This is a genomic window from Paractinoplanes ferrugineus, assembly GCF_016862195.1.
GTDB lineage: Bacteria > Actinomycetota > Actinomycetes > Mycobacteriales > Micromonosporaceae > Actinoplanes > Actinoplanes ferrugineus.
This window is the reverse complement of sequence record NZ_BOMM01000017.1, coordinates 13,268-27,652: the sequence shown is the minus strand read 5'-3', so window position 1 is coordinate 27,652 and position 14,385 is coordinate 13,268. Positions and strand designations below refer to the sequence as shown.

Annotated in this window: 15 protein-coding genes and 1 pseudogene; 6 read left to right on the top strand and 10 right to left on the bottom strand. The window is 68.8% G+C overall.

Going from position 1 to position 14,385, the window contains the following annotated elements:
- Positions 1–15: 15 nt before the first annotated feature.
- The gene (locus tag Afe05nite_RS12810) at positions 16–309 is read right to left on the bottom strand and encodes a hypothetical protein (RefSeq protein WP_438868037.1); all 294 of its coding nucleotides are present in this window, start codon (positions 307–309) and stop codon (positions 16–18) included.
- Positions 275–547 (bottom strand): hypothetical protein, encoded by a 273-nt coding sequence (locus tag Afe05nite_RS12805; protein ID WP_203817272.1) that lies wholly within the window; start codon positions 545–547, stop codon positions 275–277. The genes Afe05nite_RS12810 and Afe05nite_RS12805 overlap by 35 nt, the downstream gene beginning before the upstream one ends.
- A gap of 336 nt (positions 548–883) precedes the next feature.
- On the opposite strand from Afe05nite_RS12805, the gene Afe05nite_RS12800 reads away from it, so the two are divergent.
- Positions 884–1,450, top strand: coding sequence for an NUDIX hydrolase (locus Afe05nite_RS12800; RefSeq protein WP_438868046.1), 567 nt, complete (start codon positions 884–886; stop codon positions 1,448–1,450).
- Here Afe05nite_RS12800 and Afe05nite_RS12795 read toward each other — a convergent pair.
- The 4 genes and pseudogenes from Afe05nite_RS12795 to Afe05nite_RS12785 all read right to left on the bottom strand — a co-directional run bounded on the left by Afe05nite_RS12795 (position 1,447) and on the right by Afe05nite_RS12785 (position 3,651).
- Positions 1,447–1,680, bottom strand: a complete 234-nt coding sequence (locus Afe05nite_RS12795) for a hypothetical protein (RefSeq protein WP_203817270.1) — start codon at positions 1,678–1,680, stop codon at positions 1,447–1,449. The genes Afe05nite_RS12800 and Afe05nite_RS12795 overlap by 4 nt on opposite strands.
- Positions 1,681–1,735: 55 nt before the next feature.
- Positions 1,736–2,392, bottom strand: a pseudogene (locus tag Afe05nite_RS45200) (NsdA family TPR-like regulatory protein); the annotation flags it as partial.
- Positions 2,392–2,820 carry a helix-turn-helix domain-containing protein gene (locus Afe05nite_RS45195; protein ID WP_203817269.1) on the bottom strand — a complete coding sequence of 143 codons (429 nt, stop codon included), beginning with the start codon at positions 2,818–2,820 and terminating at the stop codon, positions 2,392–2,394. The gene Afe05nite_RS45195 and the pseudogene Afe05nite_RS45200, both read right to left, overlap by 1 nt.
- 159 nt (positions 2,821–2,979) lie before the next feature.
- On the bottom strand, positions 2,980–3,651 hold the full coding sequence (locus Afe05nite_RS12785) for a TIGR04141 family sporadically distributed protein (protein ID WP_203817268.1): 672 nt from the start codon (positions 3,649–3,651) through the stop codon (positions 2,980–2,982).
- Between the two features lie 108 nt (positions 3,652–3,759).
- Between Afe05nite_RS12785 and Afe05nite_RS12780 the strand changes: the two genes are divergently transcribed.
- The 5 genes from Afe05nite_RS12780 to Afe05nite_RS45190 all read left to right on the top strand — a co-directional run bounded on the left by Afe05nite_RS12780 (position 3,760) and on the right by Afe05nite_RS45190 (position 8,677).
- Entirely contained in the window at positions 3,760–4,182 is a 423-nt protein-coding gene (locus tag Afe05nite_RS12780; protein ID WP_239117772.1) for a hypothetical protein, read from the top strand.
- On the top strand, positions 4,179–5,318 hold the full coding sequence (locus tag Afe05nite_RS12775; RefSeq protein ID WP_203817267.1) for a hypothetical protein: 1,140 nt from the start codon (positions 4,179–4,181) through the stop codon (positions 5,316–5,318). Before Afe05nite_RS12780 ends, Afe05nite_RS12775 begins: the two co-directional genes overlap by 4 nt.
- 62 nt (positions 5,319–5,380) lie before the next feature.
- The gene (locus Afe05nite_RS12770) at positions 5,381–7,723 is read left to right on the top strand and encodes a DEAD/DEAH box helicase (protein WP_203817266.1); all 2,343 of its coding nucleotides are present in this window, start codon (positions 5,381–5,383) and stop codon (positions 7,721–7,723) included.
- Between the two features lie 38 nt (positions 7,724–7,761).
- Positions 7,762–8,232 carry a helix-turn-helix domain-containing protein gene (locus tag Afe05nite_RS12765; protein WP_203817265.1) on the top strand — a complete coding sequence of 157 codons (471 nt, stop codon included), beginning with the start codon at positions 7,762–7,764 and terminating at the stop codon, positions 8,230–8,232.
- A 304-nt stretch (positions 8,233–8,536) separates the two neighbouring features.
- Positions 8,537–8,677, top strand: coding sequence for a VapC50 family PIN domain-containing toxin (locus tag Afe05nite_RS45190; RefSeq protein WP_498371340.1), 141 nt, complete (start codon positions 8,537–8,539; stop codon positions 8,675–8,677).
- Positions 8,678–9,006: 329 nt separating this feature from the next.
- On the opposite strand, the gene Afe05nite_RS12760 is transcribed toward Afe05nite_RS45190, so the two are convergent.
- Genes Afe05nite_RS12760 through Afe05nite_RS12745 form a run of 4 tightly spaced genes read right to left on the bottom strand, consistent with a single transcriptional unit; the run spans position 9,007 to position 14,361 of the window.
- Positions 9,007–10,239, bottom strand: a complete 1,233-nt coding sequence (locus Afe05nite_RS12760; protein ID WP_203817264.1) for an MFS transporter — start codon at positions 10,237–10,239, stop codon at positions 9,007–9,009.
- Positions 10,227–11,453: an ATP-grasp domain-containing protein gene (locus Afe05nite_RS12755; RefSeq protein ID WP_203817263.1), complete on the bottom strand. Its 1,227-nt coding sequence runs from the start codon at positions 11,451–11,453 to the stop codon at positions 10,227–10,229. Before Afe05nite_RS12755 ends, Afe05nite_RS12760 begins: the two co-directional genes overlap by 13 nt.
- On the bottom strand, positions 11,450–13,069 hold the full coding sequence (locus Afe05nite_RS12750) for a phosphotransferase family protein (RefSeq protein WP_203817262.1): 1,620 nt from the start codon (positions 13,067–13,069) through the stop codon (positions 11,450–11,452). Before Afe05nite_RS12750 ends, Afe05nite_RS12755 begins: the two co-directional genes overlap by 4 nt.
- A 2-nt stretch (positions 13,070–13,071) precedes the next feature.
- The gene (locus Afe05nite_RS12745) at positions 13,072–14,361 is read right to left on the bottom strand and encodes a lysine N(6)-hydroxylase/L-ornithine N(5)-oxygenase family protein (RefSeq protein WP_203817261.1); all 1,290 of its coding nucleotides are present in this window, start codon (positions 14,359–14,361) and stop codon (positions 13,072–13,074) included.
- Positions 14,362–14,385: the final 24 nt, after the last annotated feature.

Genomic DNA, 14,385 nt, shown 5'->3' with positions numbered 1-14,385 from the left:
GCCTCATGATCACCGTCAGGCCGCCCGCCCGGTCGCGCGGTCGGTCGATGCAGACTCGTGAGCGTCGAACCAACCGAGGATGCGGTCGTAGATCGCGTCGTCACGGCCGCTGGCGCGATGCCCGTCAGCGCGGTCGTCGATCATGTCGATCGCGCAGGACTCCAGGTAGAGCCGCAGCGATCGGCGATGCACTACGCCCTGTTCGACCAGCTCGACCTTGCCGGGTGCGCACGGCCAAGCCTCGCCGCAGGCCAGGCAGTCCCACGTCGGCCGGTCAGGCTGGTGTGGCGTCCTCGGGACCAGCATCAACGGCCGCCGTTCGCGCGGCGCCGCTGAGCCGGGTGAGGGCTCCAGCTCGCCCGACCTGGTTGTAGGACTGCGTCGGCAGCGCCGACCAACTCGGCGGGTGTGGCGGGGCGATCGTCGCGGGCAGGTCGGCGGTGGTCATCGCGCCGCAGTGCGGGCACCACCGGCTCTTGACCTTGAAGCTGATCAGGCCTGCGAGGAACCCCATCAGGAGCGCGCTCGTCGCCGCTATCGCCACCACTGGGGTTCACCTCCGCGAACGAGTTGGTTCGTGGTCGTCGCCATGTCCTGCCTTCCGTGATGGGCGAGGGCACGTCGACCTGCGACGTACTGTCACGGTGGTCCCGCCGAACCGGAGGGTGCTGTGGTTTGGCGGGGACCGCGTGCCCGGTTTCGACTCAGGAGCGGCGGCCGGCATGGTGCGGTGGCCGCCGTGGGCTTCGCTGTTGTTGACCAGGTGTTCCGGTCACAGCGTGGCGGTCCGGTGACCCGGAATTGAAGGCGACAGGCGTCAGCCACTGTCAGCCGACGCGGCAGGTGTCGGAGTACAGCCCGGAAGGCGTACGGCTACTGTGCGCTGATGAGCGTGGAGCCGAAGCGAGCAAGTGTTTGGACCATCCACGGCGAACGCGTCGTCGACGACACCCGCAAGGCGGTGCTGAGCATCGCGGACGTGGAACTACCCGACGGCGTCCGCTTCGAGCAGTACGTTCTGCGTATCCCGGCCGCCGCGATGGTCATCGTGCTCGACGACGACGAACGCGTGCTGATGATGTGGCGGCACCGGTTCATCGTCGACCGCTGGGTCTGGGAACTGCCCGGCGGCTACCTCGACCCGGCCGAGGACTCCATGACCTGCGCCGCCCGCGAGGTCGAGGAGGAAACCGGCTGGCGGCCGCGCAGCATCGAGAAGTTGATCAGCTTCCAGCCGATGGTGGGCACGATCGACCAGGAGAACATCGTCTACCTGGCCCGCGGAGCCGACTTCACCGGCGCGGCCCCGGACATCAACGAAGCCGAACGCCTCGGCTGGATCCCGCTTGACGAGATCCAGCAGCACATCGACAACGGCACCATCGTCGGTGCCGGCTCCGTCTCCGGGTTGCTCGCCCTGCTGCTCCGGAAGGCGACCGGCAAACTCTAGGCGCTCGTCAGAACCGGTCGGGCTCGCTCGGCGAAGTCCTGCACCGCGGGTAGCCCGACATGCTTGGAGAGTCGATCGACGAGGTCGGTCAGGTAGTCGCGGGCCCGTGAGGAGTACAGCCCTTCCGCGGCCTCGACGGCGTCGATGCCGACACGGGCGGCTTCCTCCGGCTCGCCGTTCTGCGCATGCGACACGGCGAGCAGAACAAGGTTGAACTGCCGTCCCCGCATACTGCCGGCTGTCCATGTCCAGCGACCGGGTCGCGAACCGCGTAGCGATATCGCCTCGGCCGAGTGCGGTGAAGCAGTGACCGAACTTCGCCGCCAGGTACGACTCGTCGAAGTAGCCGATCCACTGCGGCTCGCTGGTCCGGTCAGCCCTGTCGAAGATCGCCTCGGCCCTGTTCAGCGCGGCCGCGCAGGCCTTCTCGTTGCCGCCGACGGCATAGCCTTGTGCTTCGAGAACTGCCGACTCCGCCTCGATCGCGGCGATGCCCGCTTCGGCGGCTGCGCGGCCGGCGGCCTTGGCCAGATCCACCGCCTCGCCGGAGGCCCGCAGGAACGCGGCCTGATGGCTCATCGCCGCCAGGATCTCCGCTCCGAGCGCCCGGTCACCGGCGCCGGCCGCGAGGCGCAGTGCCTGGATCAGGTAGCGCTGGGCCAGGCCGTGCATTCCGGCGTCGTACGAAGCCCAGCCCGCGAGCTGGGTCGTCTCCGCGAGCGCGGACAGCAACTGTCGTCCGGTCGCCGCATCGTAGCGGCCGTTGATCAGCTCGGTGACGTCGGCGTTGAGGAACCGGACCAGGCTGTCGCGGATGTGGCCACCGCCGAATTGGTTGTCCAGCGTCCGGTAAGTCGAGGTCATCCTGCGCACGGTCTCGACATCGGCGGCCCCGATCAGACGCTCACCATTGCCGGCCGGACGCTCGTCGAGCGACGACATCAACCATCGCATCGCCGCTGGCAGGAGGCCGTCGCGCTGAAGCCCACCTGCCGGAGAAGGTTCCGCCGCTGCATATCGCCTCGCCAAAGATCAACAGCGACATCTATACCGTGCCGCCAGTCCGGCGCGAACTCTAGCCCGGAGGGCATGGCCACCATTGCTTGTTCGACCGCTACTCCCCGTCTGCCGGTGTCGGCTGACACCTCGGACACCATGGCGGACAACTGGCCGCCCGCTTCAAGCGCCTGATCCAGCAGAACCGCGACGGACAGGCTCGGCCGTTTGATCCCCGATTCGAGATCCCACAGGTGGCCGTGCGAGCAATGGATCATCCCGCCGAGCCGACGCAATGACAATCCGTGCTTCTCACGCAGTTCCTTGAGCTTGCGGCCGAAGTCAGGATGGGCAACAACAATCCGCCGTTGCATTGGCCACCCCTAACGATTCCGATGAACGGTGACCCCGACTTTCCGAACGGGCATCACCGGACACCCTAACCCTCAGGCGGACGTTTCCGGAGGTCACACAATCTCTCAGCGGTGCTCCGGGCTGCACCTATCCGATGTGGCGACCGCTGATGTGGACCGTCACCCACTGATTCCGACGACCTCGACCTCGATCTCGGAACTGCGCAGGTGTCGTACTGCCCGGTACATCGCGACCTGGGCGAACGTGAACAGGTTCTGCGGCGTCAACGCCTCTCCGGACTTCAGTGCGATCCCGTACACCACCTTGGAGGGCTTGAAGCCGAGCGGCACCGTCCGCGTCCCCTCTGACACCGCATGGACGCGCTCGGCGAAGCGCTGACGTGCGCTCTCCTCTTCTCGGAGGGTGTCCGCGGAAACGACGCCCTGCATGAAGAGGTGGCTCAGCAACGACGAGCGGTCGGCTCGCTTGATGTGGATCAATTCGTCGTTTGGCCCCAGCAGGTCACATACCTCGATGCCCTGCCCGCGGCGGTGCGGCCCGGAGTGAACGAACTTCTGATCCAGGCACAGGTAACCTGGCTGCGCTGCGACCGCCTTGTTGTAGGACTCCTCCGGAACGGAGGAGGACCAAGCTGGCAGCGTCACTGCCGACGGTGTGGTCAGGAGCTTCTTGATCTCGGCACGGAGATGGTCGAGGTACCGTTCCCCGATCTCGTAGCACTGCCCGTCCCGATAGATCATGCGGGCCACACCGAGCGGGATCTCGGCGGTGAGCCACTTGTGCGCAGGTGCTTCAACCGACCCGAGAAGCTCGCTGTATCGACACGGCACCGCACTGGGGGGCGCTTGGCTATCGATTCCTATTTGTTGTTTGAGTATCCCGTGAGCTGGTAAACGCCCCGGAAGTGGGCGACCGGGCACGGCGGTGGCGTGGTTCGCATGGCGCAACGTCCGGCCCACGTTGATCTTGCGTGCGAACCACAGCCGGGTGGTTCGCTGTCGTCGGCTGCTGGCGAAGCGCCAGCGGCGGTTCTCTATCCTGCGCGGGTGTCTTCGCTCAGTGATGCCGAGCTCGATGCCTTGGTCGCCGAGGCGGTCGTGGACTGCTACGACGAGCATGAGCAGCTCAGTGGCCTGTTCGCCATGATTGAGGGCGATCTGGCGGTGCCGTTCGAGACCGAGGTTCTCGGCGTGCCGGTGGTGGTCCGAAAGGTGGATCTGCGCTCGTCGGGGATCGTCGCGATCTGCCATCGTGGCCGGCTGCGGCAGACGATCGAGATTCTGGATCTTTCGTTGCCGGATCCAGCGCCGGACGGTGCGCAGTGGATCGAGGCGTACCGGTGGTGGGCGGGCACACAGTGAGCGAGTACCAGTACTACGAGTTCGTAGCGCTTGACGAGACTTTGACGCCGAAGCAGCAGGGCGAGTTGCGGGCGGTGTCGTCGCGGGGGCGGATCACGTCGTCGAGTTTCGTCAACGACTATCAGTGGGGCGATCTCAAGGCTGATCCGGCCAAGTGGATGGAGCAGTATTTCGACGCGCATCTGTATTTGGCGAACTGGGGCACGCGGCGGATCATGCTGAGACTGCCCCGAGCGGCGCTGGACCCGGAAACGGTGGAGAGGTTCTGTGTCGGCGACTCGGCCGCATCCTGGGCGACCCGCACCCATGTGATCCTCGATCTTCGTAGTGAGGACGAGGACGGCGACGACGAGTGGTGGGACGAGGAAGGACGGCTCGCCGCGATCGTGCCGGTCCGGGCGGAGTTGGCCGGCGGTGATCGGCGGCTGCTATATCTGGCTTGGCTGCTGTGTGTGCAGAACCGTGAGTTGAATGGTGAATATCCGGAGCCTTCGGTCCCGGCCGGGCTGGCGAAGCTGAGCGGGCCGTTGCGGGCCTTGGCCGACTTCCTTCGCCTGGACCCTGATCTGCTGGACGCGGCGGCAACGGCGAGCCGGCCGTTGAATGAGAAGGAGCCTTCCGCCGTCGACCTGCGCCGCTGGGTCAAATCCCTGCCGACGGCAGACAAGGACGAGGTGCTGTTGCGGGTGTTGCGTGGTGATGCCGGGTTGCTGCGGTCGGAGTTGCTGCGGCGGTTCCACGGTGTGACGGAGGAGTCGTCTGCCGGGGAGGGGCGGACCGCCGGAGACCTACTCGCCGCCGCTGAGGAACGGTGGGCCGCCCGGCAGCAGCAGCAGCGGGCGCGAGAGGCGGCCGAGCGTCAGCGTCGTGAGGAAGCGGCCGCAGCGGCTCGCGAGCAGCGCTTGGGCGAGCTGGCACGGAACCCAGTCCGCGCTTGGGACCAGGTGGACGAATTGATCGCGACGAAACGTCCGAAGGACTACGACGCGGCGGTGACCCTGCTTTTGGATCTTCAGGCGCTGGCGGTACGGGAGGGTGAGATCTTCGAGTTCGCGGAGCAGATGACCCGGCTGCGGGACCGGCATGCCCGTAAGCCGAGCCTGATCGATCGTTTCAACCGGGCCCGGCTGGACTGAGTTGGCTGCCGGGGTCGCGGCGGCCGGCGTGTGAAGATTGGCCGGTGGTGTCCGTTGACGCGGTGACTGACGACGAGGGCGCTCGGCTTCGTCGTGAGCTGGAGCGGTTACGGGCGGAGAACCATCGGCTGTCGCGTCTGCTGGAACTGCGGGGCCAGGACACCGCTCCGGCGCCGGAGCAACTCGCCGCAATGGCCACGCCGGGGCCGGTCACGATGGCGTCGCCCGTGCCGGAGAAGCTGGCGTTCTACGCCAACATCTTCCGGGGGCGGCGAGATGCTTATGCGAAGCGATGGGAGAACAGCCGGCTTGGTACGGCGGGGTGGTCTCCGGCGGTGGCAGGTGGCTGGCGCAAGGGTATGGACCGGCGCACGGCGGCCTATCTGCCGCTCACCCCGGAGGTCATGGCCGCCCATCTCGTCGGTGACGTGTTCATGGGCCTGTATCCGCTGCTCACCGATAACACCTGCCACTTCCTGGCCGCGGACTTCGACGGCAGCACTGCGATGCTCGACGCGCTGGCATACTGCAAAGCTGCCCGAGCCAGTGGTGTCCCGGCGGCTTTGGAAATCTCCCAGTCGGGACGCGGCGCGCACGCATGGATCTTCTTCACTGGCCCGATTCCCGCGACTACGGCCCGATCGGTCGGAACGGTCCTGCTGCATGAGGCCATGGTTCTGCGCGGCTCCATGGACCTGCGCTCGTACGATCGCCTGTTCCCGAACCAGGACGTCCTACCCGACGGCGGCCTAGGCAACCTGATCGCGGCGCCGCTGCAGGGCCGGCGCCGCAAAGACGGCCTGACGCTTTTCCTCGACCTGGCGACCCTGGAACCGTACGAGGATCAGTGGGCCTTCCTGTCGGTCCTCGACCGGCTCAGCCCGGGCGATGGGGAGAGAGTCGCCCGTCGCGCGAAACAGGCCGTCGTCGGCACCGGTGTGGCGAAGATGAGCAGGTCGGATGCCACCAAGGTCCACCCGCCGCTGCCAACGACGGTGAAGGCAGATCTCGCGGCGGGCCTGAGTATCGACATCTCGCAACTGCCGGCGGCCGCGCTGACCACGTTCAAGCACGCGGCCTCGCTGGCCAATCCGAAGTTCTACGAGTTGCAGCGGCTTCGCAAGTCGACCTGGGACACACCACGATTCCTTCGGGGCTACGACATCACGCTGGACGGCCGCTTGGTCCTTCCGCGCGGGTTGCGGCACGCAGTCGGACGAATCATCGAGGACGCCGGATCCCGATTGGTAGTCACGGATACGCGGGATGCCGGCACGGAGATCGAGGTCGCTTTCACCGCCGAACTGACCACCAGGCAAAGCGCCGGAGTGAGTGCGATGCTCGCCCACGACGACGGCATGCTGGTGGCCCCACCGGGCTCCGGCAAGACCGTGATGGCCTGCGCAATGATCGCCGAACGCGCCACCTCGACCCTGATTCTCGTCGATCGCAAAGCGCTGGCCGAGCAGTGGCGATCGCGCATCGAGCAGTTCCTCGGCGTACGGCCGGGGCAGATCGGTGGCGGCCGCCGCAAGCTCACTGGTGTCGTAGATGTCGCGATGTTGCCCTCGCTGGCCCGTCGTGCCGACGTCGCGGACCTCACCGCCGGGTACGGGCACGTGATCGTCGACGAATGTCACCACCTTGCCGCTGCCGCGTACGACCATGCGGTCAGGGGAATCGGCGCGCATTTCTGGCTCGGCCTCACCGCGACACCGACCCGCCGAGACGGCCTCGGTGAACTCGTGACCTGGCAACTCGGCCCTGTCCGGCACGCCGTGACCGACGAGAACCCGGACACGCTCGCCGCCGTCTGGCAGGACGAGACCGGTCCAGGTCGCCTGTTGTTCGTCCACGAGACCCAGTTCCGGGCCGATCAGGAGGACCTGTCGTCGCCGGGCGCACTGGCAGCCGTGTACCGCTCCCTGATCGGAGATGAAACACGAAACACCCAGATCGCCGACGACGTCGCGGCAGCCCTCGCCAAGGGGCGCAACTGCCTCGTGCTGACCCGCCGGGTCGCCCACGTCGAGACTCTGGCTTCCCTCCTCGCGGATCGCGGACATCAAGCACTCCTGCTGCAAGGCGGCATGACCGCTGCGGATCGGCGTGCCGCAGTCGACCGGCTCGCCGAGGCGAAGGCCGGCGACGGGATCCTGGTCATCGGCACCACACCGTTCATCGGCGAAGGTTTCGACGCACCCGTACTCGACACCCTGTTCCTGGCCGGGCCGATCTCCTTCGACGGCCTGCTGGTCCAGTGCGCCGGCCGGGTCATCCGAGCGGCGCCCGGCAAGGACGTCGCGGAGGTACACGACTACCACGACCCGGCGACGCCGATCCTTGCTGTCTCGCTGCAACGCCGAATGCCCGGCTATCGGGCGCTGGGCTTCACTAGGTCGTAGCGGCTTTCGGATTTTTCGAATAGCGGTATGCTGGCTTCATGTCGAGCACCCTGCGTGAACGGACCGTTCTGCCCCCGGAAAACCCCGCCGACCTGGTGCGCTTCGCGCGCGGTATGGCCGCCGCCGAGGCCCCCGCCCGAGCGAAGCTGGTGGGCCCGGACGGCTCGCAGCTCGACCTCCCCGCCGAACTCTACGAACTGCTACGCGACGTCGTCGGCGCCCTGTCCCAGGGGATGGCCATCTCGATCGCCCCGCACAACACGATGCTGACCACCCAAGAGGCCGCTGACCTGCTCAACATCTCACGACCCACGCTGGTCCGCCTGCTCACCGACGGCGAGATCCCGCACAGCCTGCGCGGCCGGCATCGGCGAGTTCTGCTGCGTGACATCCTCGACTACTCCGAACGCACCCGCACCGAACGCCGCCGGGCCCTGGACCAGATGGCAGCCGACGCCGAGGACGACGACCTGTACGAGATCACCCTCGACTCCCCGCCGTCGAGGTGACAGCCGGTCATGGTGGCGTTTCCCGCGTTCCTTGACACCTGCGTGCTCTACCCGGCATACCTGTGCGACACCCTGCTTCGCCTCGCCGAAGCCTCCGCATACCGGCCGCTCTGGTCGGCCGACGTCTTCGCCGAACTAAGTCGCAACCTCACCAAGCGTGGGCTACCACCGGATCGGGTCGATCGGCGGCTCGGCCAGATGAGCCGGTCATTCCCTCGAGCCGGCCCTCAAGCCCTACGACATCGCGGCCATCCACTCCGACGATTTCCTCCTCGACCAACTCGATCTCTACCCCGGCTTGACCATGGACGTGCTCCGTCACCAAGCCGCGTCCTACCGACGAGCGCCGAACACCGTGCCGGAGGTCCTCGTCCTTCTGCAACGCACCGGCGTGCCCAGATTCGCGGCGGAAGTGCGACGCCATCTTGGTCCCCCGGCCTGGTAGCGCAGCCGTCCGAGGTGGCTGAAGGCGGGTGTAAATCAGGCTGACGGGCTGGCCGGATACCCCTTGAACTGGCCAAACGTCCCCGCAGTCGTCAAATGGAAGCACCCGACCGACAGCAGGACGCGCGAACTCGAGCTCGACATCGTTGGTGGATACCGGCCTGGCCCAAAAAGCCTGAGTGCGCGAGCTGGCCAGGACCTCAGCGCCCGTCCGAAGGACTACCGCCTTGAACACCCGCGGTAGCCGCTAGCGACCGAAGTCGGGATGGACAACGACAATCCGCCGTGGCATCTTGCCGGAGCGGAACTGCGCCTGGGTCAGGAGAGTCATCAGCTGACGGCGGGCAGCGCTCGATCGGGAGCCGGCCGGATCCGTACGGCCAACGGCATCGCCAGGCCCGCTGCCAGCAGTGCCAGGGCGAAGACCAGCCAGCCGGGCCAGCCCCAGTCGACGATCAGCAGGCTGGCGCCGAGCGGGACGAGTGCCCCGGCGATCTGCGACGTCATGCCGAAGAGTCCCTGGTACTGCCCCTGGGCATGGGGCGGTGCCAGGTCGTAGGACACCGCCCAGGCCCCGGTGCTGTGCAGCAGTTCGCCGACCACGTGGACGACCGTCCCGATGACCAGGACGAGGACCGCGAGCCGGCCCGGCAGTGCGCCCGCCGCCGCGAACACGAGGCAGCACACCGCGAGGGCCGTACTCGCCCAGCGCAGCGCCCGGGCACCCTGCCGGGCATCGTTCGCCAGCCTGGCGAACCGGAGCTGCAGCAGTACCACCAGCACCGTGTTGACGAGCAGGAGCAACGGGTAGAGCGCGGTGGGTGCTTCGGTGTGGGCGGAGATCCACAGTGGCAACGCCACCGTGAGCAGGCCGGCGTTGGTGGCCAGCACGACGTTCAGGGCCGCCACCGCCAGGAAGCGGCGGTCGGTGAACACGTGCAGGACGCTGTGCCGGGTGCCCGCGGCGGCCCGGACCGTCGCGACGGCCGGGACGAACGTGGTGGTCACCGCGCTCGCGAGGAAGCAGAGCCCGGCGAACGCCAGGGCCGTCAGGTAGCCTCCGCGGGTGTCCACGGCGAGAGCCAAGGCGCCGGCCCCGGCGCCCAGCGACACCCCGAGATTCGTCGCCGTCCGCAGGTAGGCGCGGGCGCGTACCCGCTCCGCGGTGGGCACGCTCGCCGCGACGAGCGCGCCCCGGGCCGCGCTCGAACCGGCGTCCGCGACGGCGGTCAGCGCCGCCGCCGCGAAGAAGGCCGCGCCGCTGTCCACGACGAGGTAGGTCCCGACCGCGAGGCCCTGAGCGATCACGAAGAACTGGGCGGCCCGCCGGGCGCCGAGCACGTCGGCGAGGTGCCCGGCCGGCACGCTGGCCATCATGGCCAGCACCGCGGCACAGCTCATCCCCAGTCCGACCGTGTGCACGGGCAGACCGACCGGGCCGACGAAGTAGAGCACGCTCATGGACATCACGACGCCGGTGCCGACGGTGCGGATCAGGTTGCCCAGCGCGAGCACCCGGACCACGCCGGCCGGCGGCGCCAGTTGCCGGATCAGTCGCCGCACAGCGCCTCGACATCGAGACGGAACTGCTCGACCACGCGGTCGACCCGCTTGCCCAGCGTCTCCTCGTCGGGAGCCTCGAGCAGCAGGATCCCGGCGGTGGACGCCGAGTGCAGGCGAGTGCCGATCACGCTGCCCGGCCCGACCTTCATCGAGACGCTGAGCACCCCGTCGAGGGCCTCGAGTTCCTCGGCCGGCGTCACCCGCAGCACCCGGCCGGGACGGACCGGCAGCAGACAGACGGCCACGATCCCGCCGACGGCTCGACCCGCTGGTGGCAAGGCAACGGGCAGGCCGAGCGCCAGCCGATTGAAGGCGTCCCAGATGTCCACGCCGTACTGCGTCTTGATGGCGTCGGCGATGCCGCCGCCGGCGGGCCGGCAGGAGATCTCCCCGACCACGAGGCCGGCCGGGGTCTCGTAGATCTCGCAGTGGGTCACTCCGTCGCGCAGGCCGAGCCCGAGCGCCACCTGTTCGTGCAGAGCCCGGACCGCGGCCGCCGCCGGGCTGTCGGCCGGCACGATGGCCGACCCGTTGAGCCGGCCGACCGGGTCCAGCTGCGGGACCAGATATCGGCCCACGGAGCAGAAACGCACCTCGGACCCGACGATCACGGCGTCCGCGTGGTACTCCGCCGACATCGCGATCTTCTCTTCCACCAGCAGCGGGCAGCCCGCGTTCCGGAGCTTGTCCGCGGCGGCGGACGTCGCGAACTCGGCCAGCCGGGCCGGGGAATCGAAGCCGTGCACGTTCATCGATCCGGTGCCGAAGGCCGGCTTGACCACGACCGGGCCGCCGAGCTCCGCAGCGGCCCGCACGGCGGCCGGCAGGCCGGACACGACCCGGTGCGCGGCGACCGGCAGCCCGAGGTCGGTGAGAGCCCGCTTCATGACGGCTTTGTTGGTGAACCGGTTGGCGACATCGAACCCGGTGCCCGGCAGACCGAGGTAGGACCGCAGGAACCCGCCGGCCGGCATGCTGCGCTCCGACGGCGACACCACGTGGTCCACCGGGTTCGTCGCCGACAGGGCTAGCACGGCCTTGCGGACCGCGGTCAGGTCACCGATGTCGCCCACGAACACCAGATCCGTGCCCGCCGGGTACTGCGGCCGGTAGGCGGGCTCGGTCAGCACCGTGACCCTCGCCTCGGGCACGACGGCTCGCAGCTCGCCGAGCGCCTCGGCCTTGCCCGAGTTGATCAGCAGGAGGTGGCTCATGCGCTCTCCGTGACGCTGGTGGCGGCCCGGTCCAGGTACCACAGGACGTAGGCGTAGACGGCCAGCCAGGCCGCCGGGTGGCGAAGCGCCTGCTCGTACTTCAGCCAACCGGCGAGGGCGTTGGCGGCGCCCACGTGCAGCCGGGCGCGGGCCTTCGGGCCGCCGGTCTCCGCCGAGGCGGTGACCAGGCAGGTCTCCAGCTCGCGAAGGCCGGCGTCGAGCCGGAACGGGGTGGTCAGGCCGGTGAGGTCGAGAACCCCGTCCGCCGGGGCCGCCGGGAGCCCGGCGAGCAGCCCGGCCGCGGTCCCGGCAGCGATCGCCGTCAGGATGCCGCTCATCGGCAGGGCGCTGTGCAACAACGTCGCGTAGTCGTACACGGGGTCGCCGTAGCCGATGTCCGGGCGGTCCACCCCGTCCCAGATCGTGCGCGGATCGACGAAGACCGGGGTGCCGTCGGCCCGGCGCATCATGTTCCGGAGATGAACGTCGCCGTGCACCAGGCTGCCCGCGGCCGGGAGCAGACCCGGCGCGAGATCGTCGAGCAGGGCGAGCGATTCCCGGTACGACGGCAGCACACGCCCGCCGGGCAGGCGCAGGCCGGCGTCCAGGAACCCGGCGAGCGACCAGCCCGGCAGGAACGCCGCGAACGACCCGCGGAAGCCGGGATGCCGGACGATCTCGTGGAAGCGCTGCCGGTACAGGTAGTCGCCGACCGTCGGCGGTCGTTGCTCCGCCGACGACCGGTAGAACTGCCGCAACAGGTCCAGGTGCGGCCGCAGGGTGGCCACCGCGTCCGGCCGCAACTGCCAGCGCCCGCCGTCGGCGAAGACGACCTCGTCCATGGTGGTGGGGTCGACCTGTTCCATCAGGCTGGTCGCGATCGTGCCGTCGACGAGCGTGCCGAAGCGCAGCGGGAAGAGTTCCGGCCGTCCGGCGTCCCGCAGCCGCCCGTTCACCAGATCGACGAAATCGGCCTCGGCGGTGATCACGTCGCGGGGACCCACCTTCGCCACGATCGGCGGGTGACCACCGAAGGCCACGATGCCGACCGAATCGGCGCCGTTGGCGTAGGAGGCGGTGACCCGGGCGTCCTGCGCCTCGATGCCGGCCACCGCGGCCCAGCTCTGCAGGCGGGTCGCCACCAGGAGGTCGATGACCGCCCGGGTGTGCTCGACGCTGTCCTCGATCTCCTCGATGAGGGTGCCGTGCCACCGGCCGCCGAGGATGACCGTCCAGCGGGTCAGGTAACGCTCGCCGGCCCGGTCGACATGCGGCAGGACGCCGGCCGCGGCCGCGTCGGCCCGGCGGATCCGGCTGGTCAGCGCGGGGTCCAGATGGGCGTGCCGGGCGCTCGGTTCGGTGCTGAGCGCGGCCACCCCGATGCCCAGCCGCTGCAGCTCGTGCTGGGCGCTCGACAGCAGCAGCATCTGGTTGGTGCATCCGGACAGTTCGCTGTATCGCTCGCCCACCCCGTGCCCGGGGTAGGCGAAGACGACGGCCTGGTCGTCGGCGCGGTGCTCGATCAGGGCGGTGACCGCGGCCAGCTCGGCCGCCGTGCCCGGCCGGATCCGGCCGCTGAGCGGCACGTCCGGCAGGGTGGTGCGGGTGTCGGTCATCGTCAGACCCCGGCCGTGACGGGAACGCCGGTCTCGGCGGCCTCGACGATCTCGGCCGCGCGGAAGGGCATCAGGGACAGCAGCACCTCGCTGAATCCGTGGGTGGCCTCGGCGTACCCCTGCAGGAAGATCTTCGGCTGGAAGCTCTCCGCCGTCTCGATGTCGTAGCTGCGGCGCAGGGCGTAACGTCCCGGCTCGGCCAGGATCAGGTGGTCGCGCAGGCCGTCGAGCAGCGGGATCGGCATCGGGTAGCGGTAGCCGGTCGCCAGGATCACCGCGTCGCATTCCAGCGATGCCGTCTTGCCGGAGTCCAGGCGGCGCAGGCCCACGACGGCACGGTCGTTCTCCTCGCGGGCGGACGTCAGTTCGGTGAACCGGTGCAGGCGGAGCGCGTCGCCGCCGACGACCGAGTCCTCGTAGTGCTCCCGGTAGATCGCGGGAATCATGTCGTAGCTGACCCCGGTGTGCGCGGCGAGCCCGTAGGTGTCGAGCACGCCGGCGCGGAAGTCGTCGCGCTGCCGGTAGAACCAGTCGGGCATGTGCGGCGCGAAGAGCTCGTTGACGAAGTGCGTGTCGTCCTCGGGACGAATCGCGAAGCCCCTGATCACCTGGTCGATCCGGGCGTTGGGGTAGGCGCGCCGCAGGTACATGAACACGTCGGCGGCGGTCTGTCCCGCTCCGGCGATCACGAACCGGTGCGGCGCCTCGCCGTCCGCGAAGTCCCGCGGCATCCGCAGCGCGGTCTCCGACGCGTGGAACACCCGGTCGCTTCGCTCCACCCGGGCCGGCAGGTGGGGCGTCCCGCCCGGGGCGACCACCAGGTTCCGGCCGAGGACGGTCCGTTCGGCACCCGTGGCCAACTCCCGGACGACGATCTCCAGCAGCTCGACACCGCCGGTCGCGTCCTTCACCGGGCGTACCGCCACCACGTCGGTTCCCCATTGCGTGCGGTCCGCGAACTGCGCCGCCACCCACCGGTAGTAGTCGTTGAACTCGACCCGGGTCGGGTAGAAGGTGCGCAGGTTGACGAACGTGGGCAGCCGGCCGGCCTGCGCCAGGTAGTTCAGGAACGAGTAATCGCTGCGCGGATTGCGCATGGTGATGAGGTCCTTCAGGAAGGAGACCTGCATCTCCGCCCCGGCGAACATCAGTCCCTCGTGCCAGGCGAATTCCGGCTTGCGGTCGAAGAAGAACGATTCCACCGGCCGGCCGGATTCCTCGGCGGCGATGGCGATCGCGAGATTGGACGGGCCGAAACCGACGCCCACGATGTCGTACACGAAATCAGACATGCTGTACTGCTCCCCCGTATCGAA

Excerpts from the sequence above, each read along its gene's own strand:
- Afe05nite_RS12795 (WP_203817270.1), bottom strand. The coding sequence starts at position 1,680 with ATGCGGGGACGGCAGTTCAACCTTGTTCTGCTCGCCGTGTCGCATGCG.
- Afe05nite_RS45190 (WP_498371340.1), top strand. The coding sequence starts at position 8,537 with ATGGACGTGCTCCGTCACCAAGCCGCGTCCTACCGACGAGCGCCGAAC.
- Afe05nite_RS12755 (WP_203817263.1), bottom strand. The coding sequence starts at position 11,453 with ATGAGCCACCTCCTGCTGATCAACTCGGGCAAGGCCGAGGCGCTCGGC.
- Afe05nite_RS12765 (WP_203817265.1), top strand. The coding sequence starts at position 7,762 with ATGTCGAGCACCCTGCGTGAACGGACCGTTCTGCCCCCGGAAAACCCC.
- Afe05nite_RS12745 (WP_203817261.1), bottom strand. The coding sequence starts at position 14,361 with ATGTCTGATTTCGTGTACGACATCGTGGGCGTCGGTTTCGGCCCGTCC.
- Afe05nite_RS12780 (WP_239117772.1), top strand. The coding sequence starts at position 3,760 with ATGGCGCAACGTCCGGCCCACGTTGATCTTGCGTGCGAACCACAGCCG.
- Afe05nite_RS45195 (WP_203817269.1), bottom strand. The coding sequence starts at position 2,820 with ATGCAACGGCGGATTGTTGTTGCCCATCCTGACTTCGGCCGCAAGCTC.
- Afe05nite_RS12750 (WP_203817262.1), bottom strand. The coding sequence starts at position 13,069 with ATGACCGACACCCGCACCACCCTGCCGGACGTGCCGCTCAGCGGCCGG.